Origin of the sequence: Candidatus Pantoea rara (assembly GCF_051136265.1) — a bacterium.
Taxonomy (GTDB): domain Bacteria; phylum Pseudomonadota; class Gammaproteobacteria; order Enterobacterales; family Enterobacteriaceae; genus Pantoea; species Pantoea rara.
Window position 1 is genome coordinate 1751094 of sequence record NZ_CP194942.1, and the last position, 16399, is coordinate 1767492.

Consider the following 16399-nt stretch of genomic DNA (forward strand, 5'->3'; position numbering starts at 1 on the left):
GGGCAGGAGCCGATGCTCCATGACCGGGTCGTAATCCCGGTGTTATCAAGCAAGGGGAACTGATGAAAAACTGGAAAACGAGTGCTGAACAGATTCTGACCACCGGACCTGTGGTGCCGGTCATCGTGGTAAACAAACTCGAACATGCAGTGCCAATGGCGAAAGCGCTGGTGGCGGGCGGTGTGAGAGTGCTGGAAGTGACGCTGCGCACACCGGTGGCGATGGATGCCTTACGTGCGATGATCAAAGAAGTGCCGGATGCGATCGTTGGTGCGGGAACGGTGATTAACCCGCAGCAGTTACAGGAAGTAACCGATGCCGGTGCGCAGTTCGTTATCAGCCCTGGCGTCACCGAATCGCTGCTGAAAGCGGCGGTTGACGGGCCGGTTCCGTTGATTCCGGGTATCAGCACCGTTTCTGAGTTAATGACCGGTATGGACTATGGTCTGCGCGAGTTTAAGTTCTTCCCGGCCGAAGCGAATGGTGGCGTTAAAGCGCTGCAGGCGATTGGCGGACCTTTCCCGCAGGTGCGTTTCTGTCCGACCGGCGGCATCTCGCCGGCCAACTACCGTGACTATCTGGCACTGAAAAGCGTGCTCTGCATTGGCGGATCCTGGCTGGTGCCTAACGACGCGCTGGAAGCGGGCGACTGGGATCGCATTACCCGCCTGGCGCGCGAAGCTGTAGAAGGCGCGAAGTAAGTGATGGCGGTGAGCACCTGCTCACCGCACATCTTTACCCCTGAACCGTGACCGCGGCGGCGCTGGCAATGGCACGCGCAATCGCCTGATCGGTGCTGTCACCGCTGGCGAGCGCCACACCAAGACGACGTTGCCCACTGATCTCCGGCTTGCCGAACAGTCGCAGTTGCAGACCGGCACCCAGTGCCGCTTCGACATTCACAAACTGCACGTTCTGACTGGTCAGTTGCGGCAGGATAACAGCGGAAGCGGACGGACCATACTGACGAATCCCACCAATCGGTAGCCCCAGGAACGCCCGCACGTGCAGCGCAAACTCTGACAGATCCTGCGAAATCAGCGTGACCATGCCGGTATCGTGTGGACGCGGTGAAACTTCGCTGAACACCACCTCATCACCGCAGACAAACAGCTCAACGCCAAACAGGCCATAGCCGCCCAGCGCCTTAACGACCTGCGCGGCAACATCCTGCGCCCGTTGCAGCGCCAGTTCACTCATCTGCTGCGGCTGCCAGGACTCGCGGTAATCGCCATCCTCCTGACGGTGACCAATCGGCGCACAGAAGTGAATGCCATCGACGGCGCTGATGGTGAGCAGGGTGATCTCGAAATCGAAGTTGACGACGCCTTCAACGATGACGCGACCGGCACCGGCACGGCCACCCTGTTGCGCATAGTCCCAGGCTTTATCGAGCTGGCTGGCGTCGCGGATAAAGCTCTGGCCTTTGCCCGATGAGCTCATTACCGGCTTCACAATGCAGGGGAAACCGATCTCTGTGGCGGCTTCATCGAAGCGTACCTTGCTGTCCGCAAAGCGATAGCGTGAGGTCGGCAGTGACAGCTCTTCAGCCGCCAGGCGGCGAATGCCTTCGCGATTCATGGTGAGTCGTGCAGCGCGGGCGGTCGGAACTACACGCTGGCCTTGCTGCTCCAACTCAACCAGCGTATCGGTGGCGATGGCTTCGATTTCCGGTACCACAAAGTCAGGCTTCTCAACGGCTATCAATGCTGCCAGCGCCGCGCCATCCAGCATGTTAATGACATGGCTGCGATGGGCGACATGCATTGCCGGCGCATCGGCGTAACGATCAACCGCGATCACCTCCACACCCAGACGCTGACACTCCAGCGCCACTTCTTTACCCAGTTCACCTGAACCCAATAACATCACACGCGTTGCCGCCGGACGCAGCGCTGTTCCGAGAGTCGTCATACATTCCCCTAAGCAGTCAAAATTCGCGCGCAAGTATAAACGAAAACGTTTGCGTTCTCATCTTTCGCGCAGTTGATACCGCTTTTTGCCGTACTTTTCCCGCTCTGACGTTTCCTGACATCCTTTTGGGCAGGATAGCGGCTGACATCCTGAAAGGAGTGAATGATGAATAACTGGTTGCAACAGATTCAGTCGGTGCTGACAAAGAAGGGCGGTGACGGAAAATCGGGCGGTGGCTTAAGCGACATGCTGGCACCCGGCGCACTGGGCGGTCTGGCCGCGATGCTGATCTCCAGCAAGTCGTCGCGCAAACTGCTGACTAAATATGGCGGCAAAGCCCTGATTGTGGGGGGTGGCGCGGCGGCTGGCGCGGTGCTGTGGAACAAATACAAACAGCGGGTCAGCGAGGCGCACCAGAATGAACCTGACTTCGGTGTGGCGCAGACGCCTGTTGATCTGCGCGCCGAACGTCTGGTGACCGCGCTGGTGTTTGCCGCCAAAAGCGATGGGCACATCGACGATCAGGAGCGGGCAGCCATCCAGCAGAATATTCATCAATCCGGTTATGGTCAGGATGCAGAACGGCTGATTCAGAAAGCGATGAACCGCCCGCTGGATCCCCAGTGGCTGGCCGCCGATGTGAAAAATGAAGAAGAAGCGCTGGAGCTTTATTTCCTGAGCTGTGCCGCCATCGACGTGGATCACTTTATGGAGCGCAGCTATCTCTCCGCGCTGGGTGACGCGCTGAAAATCCCTCAGGATGTGCGCGACGGCATTCAGCAGGATCTTGAGGCTGAAAAAGCCCGTCTGCCCGCCAGTTAATTCCATTACGACTCCGCTGGCGGCTTACAGGACGTGCTGAGCCAGCGGCAGCTTCTCTCGTCATCTCTGGCTTCCGGCCGCTGAAGTGTTACGCTTACAGATCATTATGTTGATGGAGACGAATGGATGAAAGCACCCATCGCAAAAAAAATACCCCATGAGATGACGCTGCATGGCGAGACCCGCGTTGACAATTATTACTGGCTGCGCGATGACAAACGCGAAAACAGCGAGGTTCTTGATTACCTGCGTGCCGAAAATAATTACGGCAAAAAAATCATGTCTTCACAACAGCCGCTTCAGGACCGGGTATTAAAAGAGATCATTGATCGGCTGCCGCCCGAAGATCACTCAGTGCCCTATGTGAAAAATGGCTACCGCTATCAGAGTCGTTACCAGACCGGTAACGAATATCCGGCCTATTACCGTCAGCCCGCAGCAAGTGAGGAGTCTGGCGAGTGGAGCCTGCTGCTGGATGCTAACCAACGGGCCTCACACAGCGATTTCTACACCATGGGCGCGCTGCACATCAGCCCCGATAACCGTCTCATGGCGCTGGCTGAAGATTTTCTGTCGCGGCGGCAATATGGCATCCGTTTCCGCAACCTTGAAAGCGGTAGCTGGTATCCCGAAGTATTGAGTAACGCCTCATCCAGCTTTGCCTGGGGCAACGATTCGTGCACCGTTTACTATGTGCGCAAGCACCCGCAGACGCTGCTCTCTTATCAGGTCTGGCGACATGAACTCGGCTCGCCTCAGTCTGATGACCAGCTGGTCTATGAAGAGCAGGATGACACCTATCATCTCAGCGTGCACAAGAGCACCTCCAAACAGTTCATCATGATTGCGCTCTACAGCACCAACACCAGCGAAATCCAGCTGATTGATGCTAACTTCCCTGACGCACAGCCGCATGTCTTTCTGCCGCGCCGCCGCGATCATGAATACAGCATCGATCATTACGATCATCAGTTTTTCATTCGATCTAACCGGGATGGCAAAAACTTCGGTCTCTACCGCAGTCGCTATCTGGATGAGTCACGCTGGGAAACGCTGATCCCGGCCCGGGAACAGGTGGTCATGGAAGATTTCCAGTTGTTTCGCGACTGGCTGGTCGTCGAAGAGCGTCAGCGCGGCTTAACCAGCCTGCGGCAGATAAACTGGGCCAGCGGAGAGACCAGCGGCATCGCTTTTGACGATCCTACTTATGTGACCTGGCTGGCCTACAATCCAACGCCGCGCACCAGCAAACTGCGTTACGGTTATTCATCGATGACTACGCCGACCACGCTGTTTGAACTGGATATGGATACCGGTGAACGCCGCATCCTGAAGCAGAGCGCAGTGAAAGGTTTTAACGCGGAAGATTACAAAAGCGAGCATCACTGGATCAAGGTCAGTGATGGCACCGAAGTGCCAGTCTCGCTGGTCTATCACCGCAAACATTATCAGCCCGGTCAGAACCCGATGCTGGTCTATGGCTACGGTGCCTACGGCAGCAGCATGGATGCCGATTTCAGCGTCAGCCGCCTGAGCCTGCTGGATCGCGGCTTTGTCTATGCGCTGATACAGGTGCGCGGTGGCGGTGAGCTGGGGCAGCAATGGTATGACGGCGGTCGCCTGTTGAATAAAATGAACAGTTTCACCGACTTTATTGATGTCACTGATGCGCTGGTGGCACGCGGCATCGGCCACCCGGAACGGCTCTATGCGATGGGGGGCAGCGCGGGCGGCCTGCTGATGGGTGGGGTGATTAACCTGGCTCCGCAGCGATTCCACGGTGTGGTGGCTCAGGTGCCGTTTGTGGATGTCGTCACTACGATGCTGGATGAGTCGATTCCGCTGACTACCGGCGAGTATGACGAATGGGGCAATCCCAGCGATCCGGAATACTACCGCTACATCCGCCAGTACAGCCCTTATGACAATATTGAGGCAAAGGATTATCCGCATCTGCTGGTCACTACCGGCCTGCACGATTCACAGGTGCAGTACTGGGAACCGGCAAAGTGGGTAGCGAAGCTGAGATCGATGAAAACCGATAATAACCTGCTGCTGCTCTGCACCGATATGGATGCCGGGCATGGCGGCAAGTCGGGCCGCTACAAAGCCTATGAAGGGATCGCGATGGAGTACACCTTCCTGCTCGGCCTGGCGCAGGGCACCTTACCGCCCACTCAGGATTACTGAGACTCTGACAGGTATTTATTCAGCGCCTGCCGCAATGGCGGGCGCAGATCGCTGACATTATTCAGTACCCACTTCAGGTAGCCCGGATCTTTCCTTGCTATCACCGCAATCGCCTGGCCGCGATATTTGCCGAACGGCAGAATGTCGTCGCGCTGGGCCGCCGGTTGTGAACGCACAATCATCTCGGAGGCACTCCAGCCAGAGGTCTCCATAATACGGATCAGCAGTGCCGCCGTGACATAGCAGTCATAGAGTGCCCGGTGCGCATGCAGGTCAGCGGGCGGCGTCACATCCAGCTTCAATGAATGACGCAGTGCCTGGTTGCCATATTTAATGCCCGGCCAGAGCTGACGCGCCAGCTGCATGGTGCAGATCCATTCACCGTACATCTCCGGCAGCATCCGGCGATCAAAACTTGCGTTATGCGCCACATAAAAGGCGCTGCCGTAATAGCGCGGTATCGCCTCATCGATCGTCGGTTTACCGGCGACCATCGCTTCGGTGATGCGATGAACCGCCATCGCCTGACGGCTGATAGGGCGGTCGGGCAGAGTGAGATCGCTCATCGGATTTACAATCTGTCCGTTGACCACATCGACGGACGCAACTTCAACCACGCCGCCCTGCAGGCCGCAGGTTTCGGTATCAATAACGCGAAACATCATTGCTTCATCTTCGGTTCATAAGGAAGGCGCGACAGGCTAAGCGACGCCTGGCGGTATTGCATCAGACGCTGGCGAAACCAGTCACGCAGCGCTTCGGGCTGCTCCTGCGCCACCATCTCGGCAACCACTGGCATGTTATAGCGCTCTTTAAACGCTACGCCCGCTGCCGCCAAATCGACATTGATCTTGTCTTTCTCTTCCTGGGACACCAGGGCAAGGTTATGGCTCATACTATTCTCCTGACGATAGCGGGCAAAAGTAATGTTTTCGGCGGTCTGAATCAAGGATAAAGGATCGCATCGCTGGCCTCGACAGTGTAAAACCAGCAGCGTATCCTTTTGCCACGTTTATCGCCCTGGCGGCGGTTAAAAGGATGATCTTATGCAGAAAAAACGCATTTATCGCATGGTTATTGCATTAGCAGCAGCCGGACTGATGGCATTCAGCTCGCTGGCTGCGGCGCATGCGCATCTTCAGTCTTCCCTCCCGGCGGCCAAAGCGCAGGTCACCACATCCCCCGATGCGCTGACGCTGAACTTCAGTGAAGATATTGAAGCGGCATTCAGCGGCGTCACGCTGCTGGATAGCGCTCAGACACCTGTCGCGACCGCCAAAGCCCGCGTCGAGTCAGATCAAAAAAACCGACTGATTGTTGGCCTGTCTCAGCCGCTGAAAGCGGGCAGTTATCAGGTTAACTGGCACGTGCTGTCGGTGGATGGCCATAAAACCGCAGGAAGCTATCGCTTTAGCGTGAAGTAACCCCGGTGACCACCCTCTGGATAGTGCTACGCGCACTGCATTTCGCCGCCGTGATGCTGCTGACCGGTAGCGCCTGCTACAGCGCACTGCTGGCACCCAAACGCTATCGTCCAATGCTGGCGCTACGATTGAACCCGCTGGTGAAGGGGAGCGCCTGGCTGGCGTTGCTGAGTGCGCTGGCGATGCTGGCCTGCCAGAATGTGTTAATGAGCGGCGACAGCACTAACCTGGCCGACATTGATATCTGGCTGGCAGTGCTGGGCACGCACTTTGGTGCTGTATGGCAGTGGGAAATCATTTTCAGCGTGCTGGCCGTTATCGCGCTATTAGTGACCGGAAAGCTTCGTCAGCAGGTGTTGTTGCTGGCTGGCGTGCTGCAACTGGCTTGTATGGCCCTGATTGGTCATGCCGCGATGCGCGATGGCTGGCCCGGTCTGCTTCAACAGTTTAACCATGCCATACATCTGATAGCTGCGGCGTTCTGGATAGGGGGATTGTTTCCCTTGCTACTGCTGATGCGCGAGGCGCGCCAGATCGATCGCCGCAGCGACGCCATCCGCACCATGATGCGTTTTTCGCGCTATGGTCACCTGGCGGTCGCGTTAACACTGCTGAGCGGCGTGATAAACAGCGTGATGATCGCAGGCTGGCCACTCATGTGGCACGATTCACGCTACATGGTATTGCTGTTGTGTAAAGTACTGCTGGTTGCTCTGATGGTGCTGGTGGCGCTGTTCAATCGATACTGGCTGGTGCCGCGATTCCGCCTGGCGGGCAGCGGGACGCAGCAAAAATTTATTCACATGACGCAGCTTGAACTGTTGCTGGCGTGTGGAGTGGTTGGGCTGGTGAGCGTATTTGCCACGCTGTCACCAGCCTGAATGTGGTTCAAGAGAGAAAAGGGTAGTTATGTTGCTGAAGAAAGTGATCCCCGCAATCCTGTTGTTATCCGTATGCGGCCAGGCGCTGGCGGCACAAATCATTACCGTCAGCCGCTTTGAGATCGGTAAAGAGAAGTGGCCGTTCAACCGTGAAGAGGTGATGCTGACGTGCGAGAAAGATGGTGCGATGTTTGTCATCAACCCAAGCACGCTAATGACCTATCCGCTGAACGATATCGCCGACACGCTGTTCAAAAACAAACAGGTGAAAGCGCAGCCAATCAGCGTGATCCGGGCCGAAGACAAAGCGCATCCGGGCCAGATGATGAGCCTGCAACCGATTGTTGAGCGCACCCAGGCGCTGTGCGGTAAATAAACCTTCTGGGTGCAGCATCGCGCTGCGCCCAAACCCCGATTTTTTGCCGCTGCGATCACAAACTGATCCTGTTTATGGCCCTGAGTCCTGCGTTTGCTGGAATTTTCACCACGCTGTTCTAGTCTTAAATGGCAAGGCGACACCGCCTTCATAAATGCCAACTTTTAGCGCACGGCTCCTTGAGAGCCATTTCCCTGGACCGAATATAGGAATCGTATTCGGTCTTTTTTTGGTTGGCATTTAAAAACAGCATCTTAGATTAAAATCAATGAGTTAAACGCCACCCTGTTGCCTTCTGTTCTACTCTGCTGGACTCTGTGCCGCCACTTTGTCGCCATTTTTCTTCGCCATCAATGCCAGCGGATTAAGTTTAACGAACCCGCCTTTCTATCCTTTAGTGAATAACCATGCAACTTGCCTGAACCCTGACGCGATAAATTCGCTTATATTGCGGTTTCAGCATCAATATCCTGTACGGTGCAGACCATTTTACGACTGTGGTAGAAATTGTGCCCCTATCATCGTTGCCTTCGACGATGCGGACACCGTAATGATCATCAGACATGTGATGCTTGCCGTTTTGAGGGAGTGCTCATGGTCTGACATCAGGTAAAGGGGTACATGCAGTTGCAGTCTGCTAATCCAGGCGCGGTTTTAACCGCGCGGGCGCAGCCAGTGCAGCCAGTAAGTTGTGTTTTTTCCTGTATCGACGCGGCAGAGCCCGCCATCAAGATTGACGGCCGACACGGATCAGGTTACGCAGCAGACACTGGATTTCTGTAAGTTGTTCGTTCATGGGGCTAAAATGCCCCAATTTTTTACAAAGTAGAGTTGTGATTGTTTGCCTGGGAATCAGCAAACATTCATACAATATTCATAAAGAAATATAAAAGTAACTTATAAGCGTATTCTATGTAGCTAAAGCCTCCATGCACATACTCAAACATCATCCCAGAAGCCAGAAAGTTGCAAATAAAAGCAGTAATTGTCCAATGGAAAATATACTTATTAGCTGAATCGAAATCCCTTTCAACTATAAAAGAAAATGAAATATATATAGCACTCAGGAAAAGAAAGATAAATCCTAAGTAGGCAGCAAGCTCAACTAAAAGCATGTTGAGACCTTCCAGATAAGCAATGTTGACGTAAGGTTCTGAAAGATAATTGAAAACTCTAGAGTAAATGCCGGTGTGAATGTAACCCTCATGATATGCAAGATATACTGCATGATACATAAGTACACCAACAATTAACGATGGAATGAGATATACTAAATCATATAAGCGCCTCATGCCTCGCATATATATTTGAAAAGATACACCCAAAAAACATATTACCAATGGTAGCCATGAAAAGGACTTCATGATCCCGATAAATAAAGATGGATAGACTGGAAAGATTACCAAAAGAAATGCCGCTATCATTATCGAGAGGGTCTTAAAGTTCTTTTTATTTATCTTATCCATTTCATATATGTTTATCGTATTATTATTACCATTAATATTGTGACTTTGATTCCTTATTTCCGTCTTAAAATTTATTTTCAAATATTTTATGGTCAGGGCCGCTGAGAAAGTAAGCGCAATGAGTGAATCTAAAGAAAAGAAATTTTCAAATAGCATAATAGCCTCCATTCATGATATTTCATTAAGCGATCGTCCAGTCATTTAAGTTTTATGTCAAAGAATTTATCACCAACTCCTCAATAATTGAAATATCCCGTTTTGAGATACCCATCAATGGTCTTGATTCATACTGCACCTCTTTACCTTTACGCGCTCACCGGCCGCGCAGCCCGAAATGATGCACGCGGGCCATCCGCTGCGCATTACCCGCAAACTTGATAATGGGCCCATCCAGACTGGCCTGCGTCTTCATGTATTTAGCGGTGCGCAGCTTTGCGAACATCTCACGCTTTATCCTGCCCTTTTTGCTGCGCACCTGCTGCGTTTTGCGGGGCTTAAATGGCTTGCTGTCTGGTGCGTGCTGGCGTTTGATATTCTGCTGCTTACTCGCGTGAAGCTTCATCGTAATTATTCGCGCCATTTCCTTACGCACCGGGGCTGACAGGCTGTTAATAAGCGCCTCCAGCCAGTCATTTACCAGCCGCAACTCGCACATGCCTGCCACTCTCTGACCAGCTCACTCTAAACGTAAAGCTGTAGCGGCCGCGCGACATTCTCTGACAGTGGGTTCTCGCCGACGTGGGTCACGCGTAGCCCGTCGTCGGTCTGATTCACTATTACGCGTACGCGCTCGCTCAGCTGCAGTTCAAAGCTGATATCGCTCGCCGATTTACGTGAAGCGAAACATTCTGGCCTCAACGCTTATTCCGCCCCCGATGATAAGTCAGCGGGCGTTCAGCAAGTTCGTGCTGGATTATCTGGTCTTCGGTAACGCCTTTGCCGGGGTGCGCCTTAACAGCCTGGGTAAACCGCTGCGCCTTGAAACTAGCCCGGCCAAATTCACCCGCAGGGGCGTGAAGGATGGCGTTTACTGGTTTGTGAATGACTGGAAAGAGCCGCACGAATTTTCGGCCGGCAGCATGTTTCACCTGCTGGAGCCGGATATCAATCAGGAGCTGTACGGGCTGCCTGAATATCTCAGCGCGCTTAACTCCGCCTGGCTGAATGAGGCGGCAACGCTGTTCCGCCGCAAGTATTACCAGAACAGCGCGCACGCCGGTTACATCCTGTATATGACCGACGCGGCGCAGAGCAGCAGCGACGTTGACCGGATGCGCCAGGCGATGCGCGACACGAAAGGGCTGGGTAACTTCCGCAATCTGTTTATGTACGCGCCGAACGGTAAGCCGGACGGCATCAAGATCCTGCCGCTCAGTGAAGTGGCAACGAAAGACGATTTCTTTAACATCAAGAAGGCCAGCCGCGACGACCTGTTAAGCGCACACCGCGTGCCGCCGCAGATGATGGGAATTATCCCGGACAACTCCGGCGGGTTTGGTGACGCGGTGAAAGCGGCGCAGGTATTTGTGCGTAACGAATTGCAGCCACTACAAGAAAGAATAAAGGAGTTAAATTTTTGGATTGGAATGGAGGTGATAAAATTCAATGAATACCGGTTAGATTGAACGGAGGTCAGGGTTTACCCTGACCTTTATTTTTTAGCTGGTCAATGGAGGCATTTTACACCATGCATTAACGCCCACTTTTGTAATGCTGATGATCGCCAATACAATAACGGGCGCTATAAATATAGCCGTCACCCCAAATACTCCAGCTAGTATTGTTGAAATGGCGCCTACAATCCTTGATTTATTTTCCTCTAAAATACCATTAAAACCTTTTATTTCATCTTGATACTTTTCATCACCACAAATTAAGCTTTTAAACTCATTCCAAAATAATTTTGAAAACTGTCCTCTTGAAGAACCATGAGGCTGACCGGCTCCAAACTTTGATGTATCAGACACTCCATTAGAGCTAAACCATTTATCAATAGCATAAGCCTCGTCACCACTTTTTAAAAATTCATTTATAGTTAAACGCTGATATGGTTTTAATACTGACAACCACTCATCTGCAGGATCATTAGGCAACTGAATCATAGCATGTCCTTTATATACTCGGCAGAAATACATTGTGTGGTTTGGTGTAGCTCGCTTGGATTTATGTTATTTCCAAAAGTCACGTAACCTCCAGAAAGATTTGCATAAGCGCCAATCAAGATGCCGACAACAGAATTATCTTTTTTCGATACAACCGGAGAGCCTGATTGACCAGGCCTGGTTTGAGTATTGATAATAGCAAATTTGGTTTTAATGCCGCTTGAATCTAATAAAACTTTTGCACCTACCGTGGCTTTTTGTAAGGTGAGCACAATCCGTCCATCGCCACAATGCGGATAACCAATTACATCAATGTCATCACCAACACTAGCTCCATCAAACCCTGTTATATTAAGTTGCGGTCCCTTAATAACTTGTTCAGTTTCTAATATACATAAATCTTTAACTGGATCTTCTTCTATTATAGTTGCGAAAAAAGATTGGAATTTCCTTACAGTTGTGTCTTGATAATCATCATAATTCAAAAGACCAGATGGAATAACAACAATTTTTCCTGATCTTCCTGATATTACATGCCTAGCTGTAACAAGTTTTTTTTCTGAAATAAAAAAAGCAGTTCCAAGGGGGTTGATTAAGTTGCTTTCAATGATTCCAATGCATGCTATAAAAACGGGCGAAATCATAATAATCCTCTTTAGGTAGTAGGTAAGAGAAAACTTTAGAACTTAAGTGGTCTATTCAGGTTTTTTCGCATCTGCAGGATGTCAATTCACCTATAGTTATACATGTTTTACTTCTCCGCGCGCAATGCTATCCCCGCCACGCCTGCCCGCTTTATGTATCACTTTTCATGCATCTGCATGTACCACCTCTGAGCGCGCCGGCTCTGGCCTTACAAACACATAGCAATCCAATTTGGATCATGCGGATTCATGCAAGCATATGCACTTTGATGCAGAAGCAAAAAGCCACCTGAAAGGTGGCTAGTGAACGGTAGGGAAGGGGCAACTAATCATTCTGCCTGGCAGTAAATAGCGGCTTCGAAAATAGCTGTGTCGATTGTCCCTGCCATGTCGCTGATCATCGACAGTGCCATTTTTAATTCATCTTCTTTGCAATGTGCGATCAGCGATACGTCAGCAATGAACTGAATGCGTGCAACCGTTTCACTGTGATTATTTATGTTCATCAATTGATTAACTCCTTCTATTCAAAAGAAATACTGTTTGCATGAGCAGAATTATGATGAACTAAAATCGTTAACAATCGTGCGGCTCCGATTAGTCCGGCTGCCGTTTTATTAATCAGGCAACTGTATGCCTCTTTTTCTCGCTAGTGCATTGAAGCGTTTTAATGGGGTGGCATTTTTGCGACGTCTATGGAAGAGATACCCGTTTGTACCGCTCCAGTAAGAAAGCTCACCAACTATCATCTTGTGATCTTTCATCATGCGGACAGCTTCACCGTGGGACAGTGTTAACCTGGAGATCTCAAAGTAACTCTTTTTCAGCGCCTCACGTTCTGCGCAATGACTCCGTTCAGAGTGATATTTGTCCGGTTCAGGTTGCTCCTGAGCTGGCTTTTCTTTTAATCGCTTAATAATCCTTCTTCGCCCGGCACGAGTAAGAGGCTTTGTGAAGTCGATAGTGGCTTTAGAGCCTGTCGTCTCAGTACAGTTATTGACAGAACTCCGAGAGGACGCAGGCGCGTCCTTAAATTCAAAGCCCAAATCAACGGCATGTTTCTGAACAATCTTCCACCAAATAAGGCGAGTTAAGATTGGCATGTCGTCGCCAACTGCAGTTGCGTAAACACCCTTGATACGCACGGTTTCCTCGCGGTACTCATTCACATCTTCGCTTGCCTGATACCAGGTGCGTACAGCCAGATCGTCACGGCGCACGAACGGGCCACCCTGTGCCTAAACGTATTCAGCCCGGTCTGAATGGATGTTCCTTCTAACGTTCTGTATGCTTATAAGATATTACAAATAAAATGGCCATCTCACTCTGACAGGTAATTGTTGTGGATAATAACGAAGAAAAAATCGCTGATGCTTTATATGAGATATTGAATAAATGAAACGTGTTTTTTTATGGCTTATACAATCATTTATCTATTTAATTCCTGCTGTTGTAATTGTGGCAGGGTTGTATATCTTTATTCGGTTCATTCCTGAACATGCTGCGTTTCTTAGCATAACCTGGGTGGTTGTCGTTTCTTTCGTGTATATAAAATACAATCGATGGTATTAGTTTTATACAGAAATCTTTAGTGTTGCTGTTTTATCGATAGCGTTAAAAGTGTGAGGGAAGTGATGTGCTTATTAATGGGTTTAGCTGTCATTTAGCGATTATAGCATCTGGTTTCTCTGGTTAAGATCTGTCAAAGAGATTAGTTAATCAGACTCACGTCTGTCTTATTTTATAAAATAAATCATCTCCCCAACTAATTTTTGAGTCTTATTTTAGGTCCATTTTATGCTCGTGATTCCCCAGCAGACTGCCAGCAGAACAAACCTAACCAGACGATTTTCCCCAAAGTTGGACTTAATCAATATATCTAAATAACCTCCCTCTACGGTTCTCCACGTCTATTAAACGTAAAAAAACCGGGTTGTAACCTGCCCCGGTGAATTTTATCCAGGGTTTATTATGTTCTTAAAAAAAGTTATTCCTTGTGCGATGGTAGCATTGGTGAGTACCTTCATTTCTGGCTGTGTGATGGCAGAGAGGGGACACCATCGTGGCCCATCTTCTGACTGGCATCGTCATCATGCATCTTCTTAGAATGATAAGGGCTTGTAGCCAGCATGCCAGACCCACCGCATCAGAAAATAACGCTTCACAGCATCCGGGGCCACCGCAAGCGACAGATAGTGCAATTCAGCATTTGGGACCACCGCCAGCCGGTAATTACTGCCTGACAAGGTTATTCATGATACATGCACTTCACTGGCATCCAATAAATCACTCCTGATTTACAGAACGTCGACATGCACAAATGCCTTACGAAACTTACCTCAATACTGAGCTTATTCGTAAAGGCTGCATTAACTCTTCCTGACCCGCACCTAAAGCTTACCTGCCATCTTGTCATCATCTCGGTTTGGCTTATTCTTAACCTTCAATCAAAAGGAGTAACGTTTATGAAAGCGGCAATTGCTAATAGTGAACATAAGGTTGAAGTGGTTGAGAAAACGCTGCGTCCGCTCAAAACGGGCGAAGCACGACTCAGGATGGAGTGCTGTGGCGTATGCCATACCGATTTGCATGTGAAGAACGGTGATTTCGGCGATAAAACGGGTGTGACGCTGGGTCATGAAGGGATCGGTATCGTTGAGGAAGTTGCACCAGATGTGACCTCACTCAAGCCCGGCGATCGTGCCAGCGTCGCCTGGTTTTTCAAAGGCTGCGGTCACTGCCAATACTGTAACTCCGGTAATGAAACACTCTGCAGAGAGGTCATCAATGCCGGTTTTACCGCTGATGGCGGCATGGCTGAAGAGTGTATCGTCGTTGCAGATTACTCGGTTAAAGTCCCGGACGGGCTCGATCCTTACGCCGCCAGTAGTGTCACCTGCGCCGGTGTCACCACCTATAAAGCGGTAAAAGTGTCAGAGGTGAAACCCGGTCAGTGGCTCGCGATTTATGGCCTTGGCGGTCTGGGCAATCTCGCGCTGCAGTACGCCAAAAACGTCTTTAACGCCAAAGTGATCGCCGTTGATGTGAGCGATGGGCAACTGGCACTGGCGAAAGAGATGGGTGCCGATTTGGTCGTCAACTCTGCCAGCGAAGATGCGGCACGCTTCATTCAGGAGAAAACCGGCGGTGCGCATGCTGCTGTGGTGACAGCGGTTGCCAAAGCGGCCTTTAACTCGGCGGTGGATGCGGTCAGAGCGGGAGGTCGCGTCGTGGCTGTCGGCCTGCCACCGGAAGCGATGAGTCTGAATATTCCGCGTCTGGTGCTTGATGGTATCCAGGTGGTGGGATCGCTGGTCGGAACGCGTAACGATCTGGCAGAAGCCTTCCAGTTTGCGGCAGAAGGGAAGGTGGTGCCGAAGGTGACCAAAAGGAAGATTGGTGAGGTCAATGACATCTTCGAAGAGATGGTTCAGGGCAAGATCCGCGGCAGGATGGTGATCGACTTTACCGGTCAGTCTGCTGATTAAAAACCACTGACGACCCCAGATGCCCGCGCGCTGCGGGCTTTTTTATGCCTGCAAGATTAAATCTACGTAGGTTGAATGCCTGTCAGCACATCCCGGCAAACATTAATAAGTTCTGCTTTATGTTTCATGATGTAATTCTGGCTTGCACTTTACCGGTAACATTATAGTTTATGAGGTGAATGCAGATTACACACAACGGAAGGAGGGTTATTTATGGCGAAGCATCATTTACTTAAATCCATTGAAATTGCAGCAATTGTGCTGTTTGTCCTGATACTGGCATATCTGGCTGTAACCGGGCTGATGTCATCAGCGGGTGTGGATCACGCCTGGCCTTATCCCACTAAGTAACTAAGTGCCTCACCAGGGAAATCATAAATAACATAAATAAAAAAGACCCTTACACAGGGCATAAAAAACCCCGCAAATGCGAGGTTAATCAGAATTTACACCAGACTCACCGACAGCAGCGTCAGCTCTTCAGTATCCAGCGACAGACTTTTTTTAGTCTCAAACATATAGGCTTCTAATGCCTCCTCGACATCGTCGCCTTCAATAAAGGCATGAGTCGTAACGTGATTTTCACCTTTTGGCTTAATTACGTATGAAACAAACCACTTCTTCTTTTGCATGATGTTTATCCTCTTTTGAAAATTGAGATGCCGCCTGCCAGCAGTACAGTGCTCATCTGCCGGACATTCAGCGGTAGTGCGGAGTTGGCCGACTAAGGCGAATCAAGCGGGGCAGGATGCAGCAGGTCGATCACGTCATCGATCTCATTGCTGGCCGCGTGACGATCAAGGGCAACTGCGTAGTAGCGTCCCTTGCAGTAGTGCTTTGTTACCGCCACCCGATGGCCAGTATCGCTGTCAGCTTCCTTGCCGGTCAGGGTCTGCAGGTGGGGCGGAATAACCAGCTCACTTTCGAGTTGTTCTGCTTCAATGATCACCGCGCCACCATCGGTGGATAGCAGCAGATGCTGAATGCTCATGTTCTCTCCTTTGAGTCAGATTGCTAACCGGGAAAGTGTAGTTCACCTCAGCAGGTGTGCTGACGCCACCACTGCATGAGTGCCTGTGGAGTGCTGCTAAC

General features: G+C 50.8%; 18 protein-coding genes and 3 pseudogenes. 9 read left to right on the forward strand and 12 right to left on the reverse strand.

All coding sequences use genetic code 11. The features are described from left to right. Nucleotides 1-62: 62 nt before the first annotated feature. Nucleotides 63-701, forward strand: a complete 639-nt coding sequence (locus tag ACR8BF_RS08210; protein ID WP_008925358.1) for a bifunctional 4-hydroxy-2-oxoglutarate aldolase/2-dehydro-3-deoxy-phosphogluconate aldolase — start codon at nt 63-65, stop codon at nt 699-701. Between the two features lie 34 nt (nt 702-735). Here the strand turns inward: ACR8BF_RS08210 and purT are convergent, their stop codons facing one another. Further along, nucleotides 736-1914: a formate-dependent phosphoribosylglycinamide formyltransferase gene (gene purT / locus ACR8BF_RS08215; protein ID WP_179895522.1), complete on the reverse strand. Its 1179-nt coding sequence runs from the start codon at nt 1912-1914 to the stop codon at nt 736-738. A gap of 165 nt (nt 1915-2079) precedes the next feature. On the opposite strand from purT, the gene ACR8BF_RS08220 reads away from it, so the two are divergent. Together ACR8BF_RS08220 and ACR8BF_RS08225 are read left to right on the forward strand one after the other, a co-directional pair. After that, a complete protein-coding gene (locus ACR8BF_RS08220; protein ID WP_434745927.1) occupies nt 2080-2736 on the forward strand; it encodes a tellurite resistance TerB family protein in 657 nt (218 codons plus the stop codon). 126 nt (nt 2737-2862) lie between these two features. Beyond that, nucleotides 2863-4926, forward strand: a complete 2064-nt coding sequence (locus tag ACR8BF_RS08225; RefSeq protein ID WP_434745850.1) for a prolyl oligopeptidase family serine peptidase — start codon at nt 2863-2865, stop codon at nt 4924-4926. On the opposite strand, the gene exoX is transcribed toward ACR8BF_RS08225, so the two are convergent. Further along, entirely contained in the window at nt 4920-5591 is a 672-nt protein-coding gene (gene exoX, locus ACR8BF_RS08230) for an exodeoxyribonuclease X (RefSeq protein ID WP_434745851.1), read from the reverse strand. The genes ACR8BF_RS08225 and exoX overlap by 7 nt on opposite strands. Next, nucleotides 5588-5821 carry a DNA polymerase III subunit theta gene (locus ACR8BF_RS08235; RefSeq protein WP_179895525.1) on the reverse strand — a complete coding sequence of 78 codons (234 nt, stop codon included), beginning with the start codon at nt 5819-5821 and terminating at the stop codon, nt 5588-5590. Before ACR8BF_RS08235 ends, exoX begins: the two co-directional genes overlap by 4 nt. A gap of 151 nt (nt 5822-5972) precedes the next feature. On the opposite strand from ACR8BF_RS08235, the gene copC reads away from it, so the two are divergent. The 3 genes from copC to ACR8BF_RS08250 are packed head-to-tail and all read left to right on the forward strand — an operon-like array spanning nt 5973 to nt 7607. Next, on the forward strand, nt 5973-6350 hold the full coding sequence (gene copC, locus ACR8BF_RS08240) for a copper homeostasis periplasmic binding protein CopC (RefSeq protein WP_292992301.1): 378 nt from the start codon (nt 5973-5975) through the stop codon (nt 6348-6350). Between the two features lie 5 nt (nt 6351-6355). Beyond that, entirely contained in the window at nt 6356-7231 is an 876-nt protein-coding gene (gene copD, locus ACR8BF_RS08245) for a copper homeostasis membrane protein CopD (RefSeq protein ID WP_434745852.1), read from the forward strand. A gap of 28 nt (nt 7232-7259) precedes the next feature. After that, nucleotides 7260-7607, forward strand: coding sequence for a YebY family protein (locus ACR8BF_RS08250; protein ID WP_179895528.1), 348 nt, complete (start codon nt 7260-7262; stop codon nt 7605-7607). 660 nt (nt 7608-8267) lie between these two features. Here the strand turns inward: ACR8BF_RS08250 and ACR8BF_RS08255 are convergent. From ACR8BF_RS08255 to ACR8BF_RS08265, 3 genes and pseudogenes are all read right to left on the reverse strand, one after another. After that, a pseudogene (locus tag ACR8BF_RS08255) lies at nt 8268-8403 on the reverse strand (phage baseplate assembly protein V); the annotation flags it as partial. Nucleotides 8404-8470: 67 nt separating this feature from the next. Further along, on the reverse strand, nt 8471-9229 hold the full coding sequence (locus ACR8BF_RS08260) for a hypothetical protein (protein WP_179895529.1): 759 nt from the start codon (nt 9227-9229) through the stop codon (nt 8471-8473). 52 nt (nt 9230-9281) lie between these two features. Beyond that, nucleotides 9282-9728, reverse strand: a pseudogene (locus ACR8BF_RS08265) (phage virion morphogenesis protein). 160 nt (nt 9729-9888) lie between these two features. Here ACR8BF_RS08265 and ACR8BF_RS08270 point away from each other — a divergent pair. Continuing rightward, a pseudogene (locus tag ACR8BF_RS08270) lies at nt 9889-10698 on the forward strand (phage portal protein); the annotation flags it as partial. A gap of 33 nt (nt 10699-10731) precedes the next feature. Here the strand turns inward: ACR8BF_RS08270 and ACR8BF_RS08275 are convergent. The 4 genes from ACR8BF_RS08275 to ACR8BF_RS08290 form a co-directional block, all read right to left on the reverse strand. Continuing rightward, nucleotides 10732-11175 (reverse strand): hypothetical protein, encoded by a 444-nt coding sequence (locus tag ACR8BF_RS08275; RefSeq protein WP_179895530.1) that lies wholly within the window; start codon nt 11173-11175, stop codon nt 10732-10734. Continuing rightward, a complete protein-coding gene (locus ACR8BF_RS08280) occupies nt 11172-11819 on the reverse strand; it encodes a trypsin-like serine peptidase (protein WP_179895531.1) in 648 nt (215 codons plus the stop codon). Before ACR8BF_RS08280 ends, ACR8BF_RS08275 begins: the two co-directional genes overlap by 4 nt. A 329-nt stretch (nt 11820-12148) precedes the next feature. Beyond that, nucleotides 12149-12325 carry a hypothetical protein gene (locus tag ACR8BF_RS08285; RefSeq protein ID WP_179895532.1) on the reverse strand — a complete coding sequence of 59 codons (177 nt, stop codon included), beginning with the start codon at nt 12323-12325 and terminating at the stop codon, nt 12149-12151. 111 nt (nt 12326-12436) lie between these two features. Next, nucleotides 12437-13039 (reverse strand): hypothetical protein, encoded by a 603-nt coding sequence (locus tag ACR8BF_RS08290; RefSeq protein WP_179895533.1) that lies wholly within the window; start codon nt 13037-13039, stop codon nt 12437-12439. A 1245-nt stretch (nt 13040-14284) separates the two neighbouring features. Between ACR8BF_RS08290 and adhP the strand changes: the two genes are divergently transcribed. Then, on the forward strand, nt 14285-15307 hold the full coding sequence (gene adhP / locus ACR8BF_RS08295) for an alcohol dehydrogenase AdhP (RefSeq protein ID WP_313699232.1): 1023 nt from the start codon (nt 14285-14287) through the stop codon (nt 15305-15307). A gap of 213 nt (nt 15308-15520) precedes the next feature. After that, nucleotides 15521-15658 carry a hypothetical protein gene (locus tag ACR8BF_RS08300; RefSeq protein WP_434745853.1) on the forward strand — a complete coding sequence of 46 codons (138 nt, stop codon included), beginning with the start codon at nt 15521-15523 and terminating at the stop codon, nt 15656-15658. Nucleotides 15659-15753: 95 nt separating this feature from the next. Here ACR8BF_RS08300 and ACR8BF_RS08305 read toward each other — a convergent pair whose 3' ends face one another. Continuing rightward, nucleotides 15754-15939 (reverse strand): hypothetical protein, encoded by a 186-nt coding sequence (locus tag ACR8BF_RS08305; RefSeq protein ID WP_136198192.1) that lies wholly within the window; start codon nt 15937-15939, stop codon nt 15754-15756. A gap of 92 nt (nt 15940-16031) precedes the next feature. Further along, entirely contained in the window at nt 16032-16298 is a 267-nt protein-coding gene (locus ACR8BF_RS08310; protein WP_179895536.1) for a hypothetical protein, read from the reverse strand. Nucleotides 16299-16399: the final 101 nt, after the last annotated feature.